The following is a 12,769-nucleotide window of genomic DNA, read 5'->3' on the forward strand; positions in this document are numbered from 1 at the left end:
ACGGGGTCCTAACCCACGGGTGAGTCGGCGTTACGGCGTCCGACAGCCCGGGCCCGCCGAGCAATCCGAGCACCAGGAGCTGGACTCGTAGGGGGACTGGCAAGCGCCGTCACCGCAGTAGCCGCCGTAAGGACAGTCCTGGGGGCACGTCTGCGGCTCCAACGGGTAGCACCGCCCGTTACCACAGACATCGATGAGCCCCTCCGGCTCGCGCGGCGGCACGGCCTCCGGCGCGAAGCACCCCGTCCCCGAGCAATCCGAGCACCAGGAGCTGGACTCATAGGGGGACTGACAGGCACCGTCACCACAGTAGCCGCTGTAAGGACAGTCCTGGGGGCACGTCTGCGGCTCCAGGCGATAGCACCGCCCATTGCCACAGACATCGATGCGGGCCTCCTGCGCTCCCAACTCCTGCTCCAGCGGAGCCTGGGCGTCCACACCACCGCAGGCCGACAACGCCGCGAACGACACCACGGCCATCCAGACACGAGTCCATCGCTTCATTCGACGCTCCTCGGGGTGAAGGGAAACGGCCAATCCTAACCACCGCCCAAAGGGCGACCGCAAACCCTCACACCCCACGCCCGGAGCGCCTCCGCATCTCCAGCACAAACCTTCAACCTGGATGCAAGAGCAATCCAAGAGCACTCCCTCGCCCTCACGAGCTGGGAACACCTTCCCCACCCTGCGCACCCGCGAGGAGCACCGGGAGCACATGCAGCACGTCGTGCCGGTCGACACGACTCCACCCACGACTCACCGCCAGGTCCGCCAGCTCCGCCGAGGGCTCGAACGCCAGCGGGAAGCCCACCAGCGCGAGGATCTCCGCGTCGGAGAGGGAGTTGCCCATCGCGAAGGAGCGCTCCAGCGAGGCCTGGTGGAGGGCCACCAGCTCATGGAGGATGCCGGGCTTGCCTCCGCTGCGACCGGGCCCCTGGAGCAGCTGTCCCGTATAGCGATTGCGTTGGATGGACATCTGCGCGCCCCGGTACACGTCGATGCCCAGGTCCTGCGCGACCAGATTCACCATCTCGATGGGCCCCCCGGAGACGAGGGCCACCAGGAACCCCTCCGCCTCGAGCCTCTGGAGGAGCGGCCGGACGAACCCGAACAAGCGGCCTCGCGCCTGGGCCCAGACATCCTCCGCCGCGCGCTCGACGCTGGGGACCGCCACGCCCGCGAACAGCCGCTCCCAGCCCCGATGGACATCCGAGACGGCGCCGAAGAAGTCCTGCCCACCCGAGTCATGGCGGTCGACGGCCGCCAGGAACTCGCGCCCCACGTCTCCATCACAGACACCGCGCGCCATCAGCTCGCGCACCAGCAATCCCCCGAGCGTGTCCGGAGTGAGCGTCCCATCCAGGCCGAGCACCGCGAGTCTTCTCATACACAACCTTTCCTTCCTGTCGGGCAGGGCTCCGTGTCGGCCCCCCTGTCTCCACCACGAACGAGGACAGAGGACACACCGCCGAGGGTGTCCGCTCGAGGCGCGACGTGTTGCTCATCGAACGAGCCCCCCCGTCGACCACGGTCCTCGCGTCCGCGAGTCATCACCCGACGCCCCCCGGCGTCCCACGGCACGAGGTCGTGTCCCTTCCGGGATGGAACCCCCATCGCCAGGGCGGGGCGGACGACTCGGACGCGGGTGGGGACGACGTTGGCACCCTCCGCCCCCCTGTCCACCTTCCGCGAGTCGGGCTCTCGCCCGGAGGGGGACATCCACATGCATCTGTTCAGGCTTCCGTCGATTCTCGCCGTGTCCGCGGCGCTGTGTTTCTCGGTCGGTTGCTCCAAGCGGGGCTCCCAGGCCCAGGGCGCGCAGCCCCAGGCCAGCACCCAGCCCGCGGCCCCGCCCCAGTCACCACCCGCCATGGCACAGGGCGCGCCCTCGGAGGACACGCCGCCCGATGCCCATGGCAAGCACCACGGCAAACACCACAAGGGCGTCTCCGAGACCAACTGCCCCATGGCCGTCCCTGGCACGGTGGCCCGGGCCGAGGACGTGCCCGAGGGCGTGGCGCTCGTCCTCAGCACGCCGGAGCCCACGCAGGTGGCGGAGCTCCAGCAGCGCAGCCGCCGCATGCTGCACGAGCAGGCCGCGAGCACGCAGCGCGCGCAGGAGACGTCCGTCCTGGACGAGGTGAAGCAGGAGGACCTGGGCGACAGCTCCAGCGAGGAGCAGTACGGCCGCGATGACAGCGGCACGGGCGGCGCCGGCATGGCGGGCGCGCCGACGATGCCCTCCAGCGCGAGCGTCCAGGACACGCCGGATGGCGTCGTCATCGTCTACACGGCGATGGACCCATCCAAGCAGAAGCAGCTCAGCAGCGAGGTCCACCAGACGGCCAACGAGATGAAGCCTGGCCAGTGCCCGGGCATGTGAGCCGCGCCGGTGTCAGCCCCTGCCCCCCGGTGTCTTCCGGGGGCGCAGCGCGGCCAGGGCGTAGTCCACCACCGTGTCCGCGTACGACTCGGTGAGCGGCGCGGTGCGCAGCAGCCAGCGGTGGAACAGCGGCCCGAAGAACAGCTCCACGGCGACGTCCAGGTCCACGTCCCGAGCCACCTGCCCCGCCTTCTGCGCCGCGCGCAGCCGCTCCTTGGTGACCTCCAGGTTCGGCCGCAGCAGCGTGTCCACGAACTGCTTCGCCAGCGCCGGGTCCATCTGTGACTCCGCGGTGAGCGCGCGCGAGGGCACCTCGAAGCGAGGCGCGCCCAGCTCCGCGACGGTGGCCCGAATCACGCCCTTCAGGTCCGCCACCACGTCGCCCGTGTCCGGCAGCGGCGCGACGTCCCCCATCAGCGCGGCGAAGGCATCCAGCACCAGCGCGCCCTTGGTGGGCCACCAGCGGTAGATGGTCTGCTTGCCCACCCCTGCCCGCGCGGCGATGGCCTCGATGGTCAGCCGCGTGTACCCCTGCTCCCCCACCAGCTCCACCACCGCCTTCAGGATGGCCTGGTGCGAGCGCTCACTGCGCCGCCCCGTGTCCGGCGTCTTCGCCTCACTCATGGGACGACACGCTATCGGGGTGGTGGCGATACGCAACGTCTCGTCTTGACAACCCGCAGGTCGAGCCTCATGGTGACCATTCGAGACGGACCGTCTCGTCTCACATCCGGAGCCCCATCCATGAAGCGACGCGCCCATATCGCGATGGTCAGCATCCCCGCGCACGGCCATGTGAACCCGAGCCTGGAGGTCCTCCGGGAGCTGGTGGCCCGGGGCCATCGAGTGACCTACGCCAATGATGCGTCCTTCGCGGAGCCCATCCAGCAGACGGGCGCGGAGCTGGTGCCCTCTCCATCGACGCTGCCGCGAGAAGGCGTCGCGGACCGGCAGTGGCCGGAGGACACGATTGGGCAGTTGGAGGTGTTCCTGAAGGACGCGATGGAACAGCTCCCCCGGCTGCGCGCGGCCTGGGAGCAGGACCGGCCAGACCTGTTCCTCTATGACATCGCGGGCTACACCGCGCGCATCCTCGCGGAGAACTGGGGCAAGCCCGCCATCCAGCTCTCCCCCACGTTCGTCGCGTGGGAGGGCTACACCGAGGAGATGGCGCCGATGATGGAGTCGCTGCGCGCGGCCCCGGGCGGCGCGGACTACTACCGTCGCTTCTCCGAGTGGCTGAAGGCCTGCGGCGTGGCGCAGACGGAGTCCACGCTCTTCGTCGGCTTGCCGCCGCGCTCGCTCGTGCTCATCCCGCGCGCGATGCAGCCGAACGCGGACCGCGTGGACACGCGGCGGTTCACCTTCGTGGGCCCCTGTCTCGACGAGCAGCGCATCCACCAGGGGACGTGGAGTCGGCCCGCGCACGCGAAGAAGGTGCTGCTCATCTCGTTGGGCTCCACCTTCACGAACCAGCCCGCGTTCTATCGACAGTGCATGGCGGCCTTCGGGGACCTGCCCGACTGGCACGTGGTGCTGAACATCGGCCGGCATGTCCAACGCTCGGAGCTGGGGGAGGTCCCCGCCAACTTCGAGGTGCACTCGTGGCTGCCGCAGCTCTCGGTGCTGAAGCAATCGGAGGTCTTCATCACCCACTCGGGCATGGGCAGCACACAGGAGGCGCTGTGGTGCGGCAAGCCGATGCTGGCCGTGCCCCAGGCCACCGACCAGTTCGCCAACGCGGACCGCATCGTCGAGCTGGGCGTCGGCCTGCGGCTGGACACGCAGAAGGCCACCGCGGCGGCGCTGCGAGAGGCCTTCCAGCGGCTCACCACCGAGCCCCACTTCTCCGAGCGGGCCGCCGCGATTCAGCGAGAGCTTCGCGACGAAGGCGGGGTGAAGCGCGCCGCGGACCTCATCGAGCAGGCGCTCGGTGGATGAGGCGTCGGGTGTCATGACGCTCGACCCGCCCCACGACGAGTCGTGACAGAGTCGCGCGCATGGACGCGCGGGACATCCATCTGAAGTGGGTCGTGCGCCTGGTGGCCGAGGAGCAGGGACTGTACCTGTGGCTCGGCTGGGCCCCGCTGGCGGAGCTGCTCGAGGCGATGACCGAGCTGTCGACGACCCCCAACACCTTCTTCCGCTTCACCTTCTCGGAGAGCACGCTCGAGAGCCTGGGTGAGCTGCTCGCGCGCGTCGAGGACTGTCACGCGACTCCGGAGCCCTACCAGTCCCATCCGCGTCCCTTCAGCGTGGAGCGGCTCGCCAGCGCGGCGAACGAGGTCCATCAGCAGGCACAGCTCCTCCAGAACAAGCTGGCCGAGCCCGGCTTCGCCCACGCCGTCGCGGTCCAGAAGATGATGGCCCCACGAATCTTCCACGACGCGTGGGCGACGATTCTTCGTCAGCTCGGCTCGGGAGGCGGCCCACACCCTCCCCTGCTGGACTGCACGGGCCTGGCGGACGTGTCGCTTCAGTGGGGGTGGTAGCGTCTGGCGTCACCGCCATGGAAAGCAACGCACCGTCCTCCGCGCCGTCTCTCGCCAGTGACAAGCCCGGACTGTTCGCGCGCTTCGGTCCTGGCATCCTCGTCGCCGCCACGGGTGTCGGCGCTGGCGACCTGCTCACCGCCAGCCTCGGAGGCTCCGCGGTGGGTGTGTCCATCTTGTGGGCCGCCGTCGTGGGCTCGGTGCTCAAGGGCTTCCTCAACGAAGGCGTGGCCCGCTGGCAGCTCGCCACCGGCACCACCGTGCTGGAGGGCTGGGCGCGCATGAGCGCGGGCCTGCGCTACGTCTTCTTCATCTACCTGCTCGGCTGGAGCTTCTTCACGGGCGGCGCGCTCATCTCCGCATGCGGCGCGGCGGGGGATGCGCTGTGGCCCCTGGCCAGTGACTCGGAGACGTCACGCCGGCTGTGGGGCGTGATTCATTCGGTGGTGGGGCTGGCGCTCGTGGGCCTGGGCGGCTTCCGGCTCTTCGAGAAGCTGATGGCCGCCTGCATCGCGCTGATGTTCGGCGCGGTGCTCTTCACCGCCCTCGCCTCGGAGCCGGACTGGGCCGCCGCCGCGCGCGGGCTCGTCATCCCCTCGCTTCCCGACCAGGGCGCGCCCTGGGTGCTGGGCCTGCTGGGCGGCGTGGGCGGCACCGTGACGATGCTCTCCTACGGCTACTGGATTCGGGAGAAGGGCCGCGAGGGCCCGAGTGGCCTGCGCATCTGTCAGACGGACCTGGCCGTGGGCTACGCGCTCACGGGGATGTTCGGCGTCGCCATGGTCATCATCGGCTCCACGCTCCAGTTGGAGGGCACGGGCCTGCGGGTCGCCAGCCTGCTCGCGACGCGGCTGGAGGCCATCATCGGTCCGGTGGGCTACTGGGTGTTCCTCGGCGGCTTCTGGGCCGCGGTGTTCTCCAGCCTGCTGGGCGTCTGGGAGGGCATCCCCTACCTCTTCGCGGACTTCCTGCGCATCCAGCGCGGAGAGGCCCGGGGCCTCGTGGACCTGCGGACGACGCGCGCGTGGAAGGGCTACCTGGTGGCGCTCTCCCTCGTGCCGCTGCCCATGCTGTGGGCGCCGCTGCAGCGCGCGCAGCTCGCCTATGCCGTGGTGGGCGCGCTGTTCATGCCGCTGCTCGCCGTCACTCTTTTGTGGCTGAACAACCGGCGTGACTGGGTGGGCCCGCTGCGCAACGGCTGGCTCGTCAACGCCGCGCTCGTCGCCACGCTGGTGCTGTTCGTCGTCATCGGGTTCGACGAGGCGGTCGACGCGCTGCGCAAACTGAGGATCCGTTGAGGGCGGTGCACGCGGCGGGACACTGGAACGAACGGGAGTTCAGGCGCCGGTGTCGAAGCGCACGGATGTGCACTTACGGTCTTTGTGTCGCGCGGCCTCCAGGCGGGCGGGCGACAGCCCATCCCCCAGCCATGACGCTCGGAGTAGGCTTTCGAACGCGGATGGTGGATCTTCCACGCCCCGGGAGGGACACATGAAGCGCTGGAGCATGGTGCTGGCAGTGGCGGCGGTGAGCGTGAGCTGCCAGGACGGCAAGAAAGAGGACCGCATCACGCGGGCGCAGGTCCGCAAGACGGGGCCCGCGACGATGGAGGTCATCCCCTCCGCCGGGCAGCTTCCGTACTGCATGCTCTACACGGTGTCGGAGAAGGGCGTCATCCGGCAGCTCACGCTGACGCGCGAGAACCGCTCCATCCGCTGCGACGCGAACAAGCCCGTCGCCAACACCAGCTTCCGCGTCCCGACGCAGGAGGGGAAGGTCAAGGTCTACATCTTCTTCTCCGACGAGCGCATCCCCGCGGGCCCCGTCGCGCAGCAGCTCTACGACTTGCGCGGGCAGGACCGCATCAGCGCCATGGACCTGCGGCTGCCGGGACGCGTGTTCGTGGAGACGATGGACTTCGTCCCGGAGGAAGGCACCGCGGAGATCACGGGCGCGGTGGTGGGCACCCACGGCGAGGTGACGGACTCGGGCTCCGGCGCCACTCCGGACCAGGACCTCGGCGCCACGGTGCTCGGTGACGGAGGGACCGCGGGCACCCAGCCGGCGGCGGCGGACGAAGGGACCTGAGCTCGACACCCGAGGAGGACGCGAGACCTCCTCGACGCATGTCGCTCGTGTCACGCCACGTGGGAGCCTGAGCCCCCCGAGCCGGACGCAGACCGGCTCGAAGCGTGTCGCTCGCACCGCGCCTCGGCACATCACCCGAGGAGGTCCGGAGCCCTCCTCGAGCCCTCTACCCCCGCGTCACCAGGCCTCGCGGGCCATGGCCAGCAGGTCCGCCTCGGTCACCTTGCGCGGATTGCTCAGGTGCGAGGCGTCCAGGAAGCCCTTCTGCGCGATGTGCGGCAAGTCCTCCTCGCGCACGCCCACGTCCCGCAGCCGCGCGGGAATCCCGATGGCCGCGTTGAGCTTGCGAACCTGCTCGATGGCGTTGCTCGCGAGCACCTCCTCACGCGCGTTGGAGGTGTCTCCCATCGCCACCGCCACACGGGCCAGCCTGGCCGTGCTCGCCGCGCGGTTGAACTCCATCACCACCGGCAGCACCACCGCGTTGGCCAGACCATGGTGCACGCCGGAGATGGGCGTCAGCGCATGCGCCAGCGCGTGACACGCCCCCAGGCCCTTCTGGAAGGCCATGGCCCCCTGCATCGCGGCCACCATCATGTCCGTGCGCGCCGCCAGGTTCGTCCCCTCGCGCACCGCCGTCACCAGCGAGCGGCCCACGCGGTGGATGCCGTCGATGGCCACCGCGTCCGCCAACGGATGGAAGCCCTGCGACAGGTACGCCTCCAGGCAATGCGTGAAGGCATCCATGCCCGTGGCCGCGGTGACCCCCGGAGGCAGCCCCAGCGTCAGCTCCGGGTCCACGATGGCGGCGCCCGGCAGCAGGTGCGGACTGAAGATGACCGTCTTGCGGCCCGTGTCCGCCAGCGTCACCACGCCCGAGCGCCCCACCTCCGAGCCCGTGCCCGCGGTGGTCGGAATCGCGATGAGCGGCGGCAGGTCGTCCTTCACGTACTGGTCGCCGCCCTTGGCGTCGTCATAGCGGCTGAGCGGCGGCTCGTGCGTGGTGAGCAACTGCACCAGCTTGCCCGCGTCCAGCGCGCTGCCTCCGCCCAGGGCGATGAGCCCGTCGCAGTCGTTCTGCCGGTAGACCTCGAGGCCCGCGAAGACGTCCTTCTCCGTGGGGTTGGGCTCCACCTTGTCGAAGACCGCGCACGGCAGGCCCGCCGTCTTGAGCACCTCCAGCACGCGGGAGACCAGGCCCGCCTTCACCACGCCCGCGTCCGTCACCAGCAGGGGGCGCTTCATCTTCAGCCGCTGCGCCTGGGCGGGCAGCCGCTGGAGGGCTCCCGCGCCGAGGACGATGCGGGTGGGCCACGCCATCTCGGTGACACGGGGCTCGGTGGGGATGTCGAACGGCTTCATCTCGGGTTCCTCCCTCGGGCTCATCAGATGAGCTCCAGGTAGCGCTCCAACTCCCAGCTGGTGACGGCGCGCTCGTACTGGCGCACCTCCCACTCGCGCGTGCGCACGAAGTGGTCCACGAAGCCCTCGCCCAGAATCTCCCGGGCGCGCTCGCTCTGCTTGAGCAGGCTCACCGCGTCCTTGAGGTTGCGCGGCAGGGGCGCGGCCTCGTGGGACGCGTACGCGTTGGCGTTGCACGCGGGCGGCGGCTCGATTTCGTTCTCGATGCCCCACAGGCCCGCGGCCAGGCTCACCGCCATGCCGATGTACGCGTTCATGTCCGCGCCCAGCTGGCGGTACTCGATGCGCATCGCCTTGGCGCTCTCGCCGATGACGCGCACCGCGCAGGTGCGGTTCTCCAGGCCCCACGCCGCGGTGGTGGGCGCCCAGGTGTTCTCCACGCTGCGCTTGTAGCTGTTGATGGTGGGCCAGTAGAGCGCCGTCAGCTCCGGCATCAGCGCAATCTGCCCGCCGATGTAGTGCCGCATCAGCCGGCTCATCCCGTGCGGCGCGCCCTCTTCATGGAAGAGGTTGTGCTCGCCCTTCGGGTCCCACAGCGACTGGTGCACGTGCCCCGAACAGCCCGGCAGCTTCGCGTTCACCTTCGCCATGAAGCACGCGGACAGGCCCTGGCGCGCGCACAGCTCCTTCACCACCGTCTTGAAGAGCGCCGCCTTGTCCGCGGAGCGCTCCACGTCGTCATAGCGGATGGCCGCCTCGAACACGCCGGGGCCCGTCTCCGTGTGGAAGCCCTCGATGTCCAAACCGAAGCCGTTGCACCCGTCGATGAGCGAGTGCACCAGCGGCGCGTTCATCGACGTGCGCAGCCACGAGTAGCCGAACATGCCGGGCGTCAGCGGCGTCAGGTCCTGGAAGCCCTTCTCCCGGAGCGTGTGCGGCTGCTCCTTGAAGATGAAGAACTCGTACTCGGCGCCGAAGCGCGGCAGGTAGCCCTGCTCACGCGCGCGCGCCGCCACCTTCTGCAACAGCTGCCGCGGGCTCGCCTCGAACGGGGTGCCGTCCGCGTTGACGAAGTCCAACAGGAACGCCGCGGTGTCCGGCTCCCACGGAATCATCCGCCCCGTGGACAGGTCCACCGTGGCGTGCGCGTCCGGGTAGCCGGTGTGCCAGCCCGTCACCTGCGTGTTGTCGAGCAGCTCGTCGCCCAAGTCCCAACCGAAGACGACGTCACAGAATCCCAGCCCGCTCTTGGCGGCGCTGAGGAACTTGTCCACAGAGATGTACTTGCCGCGCCAGACGCCATCGATGTCGACGGCGCCGACCTTCACCTTCTTCGCGCCGCGCTCGTCCAGCCAGCGCCGCATCGAGTCCGCGCCACCCGAGTCCCGGGGCACGGCGGCGCCGCGCACCGGCCCCCCGCGCTCCTTCGCGCGAGCCCTGCGAGCCACGGCCGGGTGCGTGAGTACCTTCGCCTTGGAACGGGTCGGCATCGGGACCTTCCTTCCTGGGGTGCGGGAATGCTCAGGTGTCCGTGGGCAGCTTCGTCCACACCGCCTTCGTCTGGAGGTAGCCCTCCAGCGCGTGGTGCGACAAATCACGGCCCCAGCCGGACTCCTTGTAGCCGCCGAACGGCGCGGCATCGTCGAACTCGTTGAAGCAGTTGATCCACACCACGCCGCTCTTCACCTTGCGAGCCAGCGCGTGCGCCTTCGCCACGTCGCGCGTCCACAGCGACGCGGCCAGTCCGTAGAGCGTGCCGTTGGCCAGCTCCAGCGCCTGCGCGTCGTCCTTGAAGCGCATGCAAGAGAGCACCGGGCCGAAGATCTCCTCCTGGGCAATTTTCATGTCCGACTTCACGTCGCCGAAGACGGTGGGCTTCATGAAGCAGCCCTTCGCCTTGGCGCTCTCCGTGTCGCGCTCGCCGCCCGCGAGCAACCTCGCGCCCTGCTGACGTCCGCTCTCCACGTAGCCCAGGATGGTGTCGAGCTGCTTCTGGCTCACCTGCGCGCCCATCTCCGTGGTCGGGTCCAACGGGTCGCCCACGCGCAGCTTCTTCGCGCGCTCGGCGAGCCGGCCCACGAACTCGTCGTAGATGCCGTCCTGCACCAGCACGCGGCTGCCCGCGTTGCACGTCTCACCCTTGTTGCCGAAGATGCCCCAGAAGCACGCCTCCACCGCGCGGTCCATGTCCGCGTCGGAGAAGACGACCTGCGGACTCTTGCCGCCCAGCTCCAGCGTCAGCTTCTTCAGGTTGCTGCCCGCCGACGCCTGCATCAGCCGGCGCGCGGTGCGGCCCGAGCCGGTGAAGGAGATCTTGTCCACGTCCGGGTGCCGCGCGAGCGCCTCGCCCGCGGGGTCTCCGTAGCCGGGCACCACGTTGAGCACGCCGGGCGGGAAGCCCGCCTCCAGCGCGAGCGCTCCCAGCTTCATCGCGGTGAGCGGCGTCATCTCGGAGGGCTTCACCACCACGGTGCAGCCGGCGGCGAGCGCGGGGCCCAGCTTCCAGCACAGGATGCACGTGGGATAGTTCCAGGGGACAATCAGGCCCGCCACGCCCACCGGCTCCTTGAGCACGTAGGTGTGGAAGGGCCCGTCCACCGGCAGCACCTCGCCATGCACCTTGTCCGCCCAGTCCGCGAAGTACGCGAGCGTGCCGGCGCCCGGCGCCACGTCCCCGCGGATGGCGTCGCGGAACGTCTTGCCGTTGTTGAGCGACTCGACGAGCGCGAACTCCTCGCGCCGCTGCCAGAGCAGGTCGGAGAGCTTTCGGATGAGCTTGCCGCGCTCGCGGGCGGACATCTTGCTCCACGGGCCAGACTCGAACGCGCGCCGGGCGGCCTTCACCGCGCGGTCCACGTCCGCCGTGGTGGCGCTGGGCACGTCACACACCTTCTCACCCGTGGCGGGGTTCACCACCGGAAAGGTGCCCCCTTCGATGGGGTCCACACCTTGTCCGTCGATGAGCAACTGCAGGACGGGCAGCCGTGGGGAGAGGGAGCGTGCATCAATCATGGGGATTCCTCGGGGCGCACGAAGGCGTTCCAGACGGATTGGCCAGGAGCGAACACAGGTGGCACGACAGGGTAGGAATGACGTCCAGACGCGGCAACCTGCGGCGGTGAAGAACGTCTTGTTGCTGAAAGCCGGCGAGGCGGCCGTGTCCGTGCGCCTCAGTGTGGGTGATTACGAGCAGTGGTTCCTGCGCACCATTGGACTGGAGGGTCATCGCTTCGACATCCTTCCCATACATCGCGACGCCCCCCTGCCCCGCGACGCGCGCGGCTACGACGCGGTGATGATGACGGGCTCACCGTTGTCGGTGACTCAGCTCGCGCCGTGGATGGAGCGCGCCGCGGACTTCATGCTCGACGCGGCCGAGGCGGGCACGCCGGTGCTCGGCGTGTGCTTCGGTCACCAGCTGCTCGCGCATGCCTACGGCGGACAGGTGGCGCGCAATCCGCGCGGACGTGAGACGGGCACGGTGCAGGTGCGCCTCACCGAGGAGGGGCGCCAGGACGCGCTGTTCGACGGCGTGCCGGAGCTCTTCGCCACCCAGGCCACGCACGAGGACATCGTCACGCGCATGCCCGAGGGTGCCCGGGTGCTCGCGGGCAACGACAACACGGCCACGCAGGCGCTCGCCTTCCGCCCCAATGTCCGGGGCGTGCAGTTCCACCCGGAGGCGGGCCCCGACGCACTGCGCGCCGTCATCGACGCCCGGCGTGACGGCCTGGAGAAGGAAGCGCTGGCGCGGGGGCGCGCGCCCGGCGAGGAGGTGCCGAGGCTCTTGGCGGGCCTTGCTCCCGCTCCCTTCGGGCGCCGAATCCTGATGAACTTCCTGGAGCGCTTCACCTGACCCGCTTCCCGAGGCCTCCCTTGCCGCGCATCCTCCTGTCCTTCCTGCTCGCCCTCCTCGTCACCTCCTGCTCGGATGGGAACCCGTGCGACCAGGCGCCTCGCTGTGATGAAGGGGAGGCGCTCAACTGCGAGACGGCCTGCGCCGTGGGCCCCTGCTCCACCGGCCCCGTGTTCCAGCAGTGTGACCGGGGCGCCACCTGCACCGTCGTCCCGGGAGACCGGAGCGACGCGCGCTTCTATCGCTCGCGGGCCGTGTGCGCGCTGAGCCTGACGCAGTGCGACCCGGCGACGGCCCCCGAGCCGGTGTGCGAGGACGGGCGCTTCGTCACCGGCTGCGGCGCGCACCGCCGGGACATCCGGGCCTTCTGCTCCCAGTCGGCGCTGTACTTCGACAAGGTGCCCACCTGCTGCATCACCGGCCCCGGGGATGGGGGAACGGATGCCGGCACGGACGCGGGAACGGGAGATGGTGGGATTCCCGACGCGGGCCCGGGCGGAGCGGACGCGGGACGTTGAGCAGCGAGCGTTCGCCGCCCCGCACGTGCTGCGCCAGGCGGGGAGGATTCACAGGTTGAGCCCGGACGGC

Annotated in this window: 13 protein-coding genes; 7 read left to right on the forward strand and 6 right to left on the reverse strand. The window is 70.0% G+C overall.

The features are described from left to right. Window positions 1-30: 30 nt before the first annotated feature. The gene (locus LXT21_RS04340) at window positions 31-504 is read right to left on the reverse strand and encodes a hypothetical protein (RefSeq protein WP_254036809.1); all 474 of its coding nucleotides are present in this window, start codon (window positions 502-504) and stop codon (window positions 31-33) included. Window positions 505-658: 154 nt separating this feature from the next. Then, entirely contained in the window at window positions 659-1,387 is a 729-nt protein-coding gene (locus LXT21_RS04345; protein WP_254036810.1) for an HAD family hydrolase, read from the reverse strand. A gap of 336 nt (window positions 1,388-1,723) precedes the next feature. Between LXT21_RS04345 and LXT21_RS04350 the strand changes: the two genes are divergently transcribed. Beyond that, the gene (locus LXT21_RS04350) at window positions 1,724-2,383 is read left to right on the forward strand and encodes a hypothetical protein (RefSeq protein ID WP_254036811.1); all 660 of its coding nucleotides are present in this window, start codon (window positions 1,724-1,726) and stop codon (window positions 2,381-2,383) included. A 12-nt stretch (window positions 2,384-2,395) separates the two neighbouring features. On the opposite strand, the gene LXT21_RS04355 is transcribed toward LXT21_RS04350, so the two are convergent. Continuing rightward, window positions 2,396-3,007 (reverse strand): TetR/AcrR family transcriptional regulator, encoded by a 612-nt coding sequence (locus LXT21_RS04355; RefSeq protein ID WP_254036812.1) that lies wholly within the window; start codon window positions 3,005-3,007, stop codon window positions 2,396-2,398. A gap of 69 nt (window positions 3,008-3,076) precedes the next feature. Here LXT21_RS04355 and LXT21_RS04360 point away from each other — a divergent pair, with 69 nt between their 5' ends. The 4 genes from LXT21_RS04360 (at window position 3,077) to LXT21_RS04375 (ending at window position 6,963) form a co-directional block, all read left to right on the forward strand. Further along, window positions 3,077-4,324 (forward strand): macrolide family glycosyltransferase, encoded by a 1,248-nt coding sequence (locus LXT21_RS04360; protein ID WP_407666955.1) that lies wholly within the window; start codon window positions 3,077-3,079, stop codon window positions 4,322-4,324. Window positions 4,325-4,383: 59 nt separating this feature from the next. Beyond that, entirely contained in the window at window positions 4,384-4,875 is a 492-nt protein-coding gene (locus tag LXT21_RS04365) for a hypothetical protein (RefSeq protein ID WP_254036814.1), read from the forward strand. 17 nt (window positions 4,876-4,892) lie between these two features. After that, window positions 4,893-6,173: an Nramp family divalent metal transporter gene (locus LXT21_RS04370; protein WP_254036815.1), complete on the forward strand. Its 1,281-nt coding sequence runs from the start codon at window positions 4,893-4,895 to the stop codon at window positions 6,171-6,173. A gap of 193 nt (window positions 6,174-6,366) precedes the next feature. Continuing rightward, on the forward strand, window positions 6,367-6,963 hold the full coding sequence (locus LXT21_RS04375) for a hypothetical protein (RefSeq protein ID WP_254036816.1): 597 nt from the start codon (window positions 6,367-6,369) through the stop codon (window positions 6,961-6,963). A gap of 177 nt (window positions 6,964-7,140) precedes the next feature. Here LXT21_RS04375 and LXT21_RS04380 read toward each other — a convergent pair whose 3' ends face one another. The 3 genes from LXT21_RS04380 to LXT21_RS04390 are packed head-to-tail and all read right to left on the reverse strand — an operon-like array spanning window position 7,141 to window position 11,337. Further along, window positions 7,141-8,325, reverse strand: coding sequence for an iron-containing alcohol dehydrogenase (locus tag LXT21_RS04380; RefSeq protein WP_254036932.1), 1,185 nt, complete (start codon window positions 8,323-8,325; stop codon window positions 7,141-7,143). Window positions 8,326-8,348: 23 nt separating this feature from the next. Further along, on the reverse strand, window positions 8,349-9,815 hold the full coding sequence (locus LXT21_RS04385) for a glutamine synthetase family protein (RefSeq protein ID WP_254036817.1): 1,467 nt from the start codon (window positions 9,813-9,815) through the stop codon (window positions 8,349-8,351). Between the two features lie 31 nt (window positions 9,816-9,846). After that, the gene (locus LXT21_RS04390) at window positions 9,847-11,337 is read right to left on the reverse strand and encodes an aldehyde dehydrogenase family protein (protein ID WP_254036818.1); all 1,491 of its coding nucleotides are present in this window, start codon (window positions 11,335-11,337) and stop codon (window positions 9,847-9,849) included. A gap of 106 nt (window positions 11,338-11,443) precedes the next feature. On the opposite strand from LXT21_RS04390, the gene LXT21_RS04395 reads away from it, so the two are divergent. Further along, window positions 11,444-12,181, forward strand: coding sequence for a glutamine amidotransferase (locus LXT21_RS04395; RefSeq protein ID WP_254036933.1), 738 nt, complete (start codon window positions 11,444-11,446; stop codon window positions 12,179-12,181). 20 nt (window positions 12,182-12,201) lie between these two features. Continuing rightward, window positions 12,202-12,699 (forward strand): hypothetical protein, encoded by a 498-nt coding sequence (locus tag LXT21_RS04400; RefSeq protein WP_254036819.1) that lies wholly within the window; start codon window positions 12,202-12,204, stop codon window positions 12,697-12,699. The last annotated feature ends 70 nt before the right edge of the window (window positions 12,700-12,769 follow it).

Origin of the sequence: Myxococcus guangdongensis (genome assembly GCF_024198255.1) — a bacterium.
Classification (GTDB): domain Bacteria; phylum Myxococcota; class Myxococcia; order Myxococcales; family Myxococcaceae; genus Myxococcus; species Myxococcus guangdongensis.

Coding starts and splice junctions, on each gene's coding strand:
- LXT21_RS04340 (WP_254036809.1), bottom strand. CDS start 504: ATGAAGCGATGGACTCGTGTCTGGATGGCCGTGGTGTCGTTCGCGGCG.
- LXT21_RS04365 (WP_254036814.1), top strand. CDS start 4,384: ATGGACGCGCGGGACATCCATCTGAAGTGGGTCGTGCGCCTGGTGGCC.
- LXT21_RS04355 (WP_254036812.1), bottom strand. CDS start 3,007: ATGAGTGAGGCGAAGACGCCGGACACGGGGCGGCGCAGTGAGCGCTCG.
- LXT21_RS04360 (WP_407666955.1), top strand. CDS start 3,077: ATGGTGACCATTCGAGACGGACCGTCTCGTCTCACATCCGGAGCCCCA.
- LXT21_RS04390 (WP_254036818.1), bottom strand. CDS start 11,337: ATGATTGATGCACGCTCCCTCTCCCCACGGCTGCCCGTCCTGCAGTTG.
- LXT21_RS04370 (WP_254036815.1), top strand. CDS start 4,893: ATGGAAAGCAACGCACCGTCCTCCGCGCCGTCTCTCGCCAGTGACAAG.
- LXT21_RS04345 (WP_254036810.1), bottom strand. CDS start 1,387: ATGAGAAGACTCGCGGTGCTCGGCCTGGATGGGACGCTCACTCCGGAC.
- LXT21_RS04350 (WP_254036811.1), top strand. CDS start 1,724: ATGCATCTGTTCAGGCTTCCGTCGATTCTCGCCGTGTCCGCGGCGCTG.
- LXT21_RS04385 (WP_254036817.1), bottom strand. CDS start 9,815: ATGCCGACCCGTTCCAAGGCGAAGGTACTCACGCACCCGGCCGTGGCT.
- LXT21_RS04380 (WP_254036932.1), bottom strand. CDS start 8,325: ATGAAGCCGTTCGACATCCCCACCGAGCCCCGTGTCACCGAGATGGCG.
- LXT21_RS04375 (WP_254036816.1), top strand. CDS start 6,367: ATGAAGCGCTGGAGCATGGTGCTGGCAGTGGCGGCGGTGAGCGTGAGC.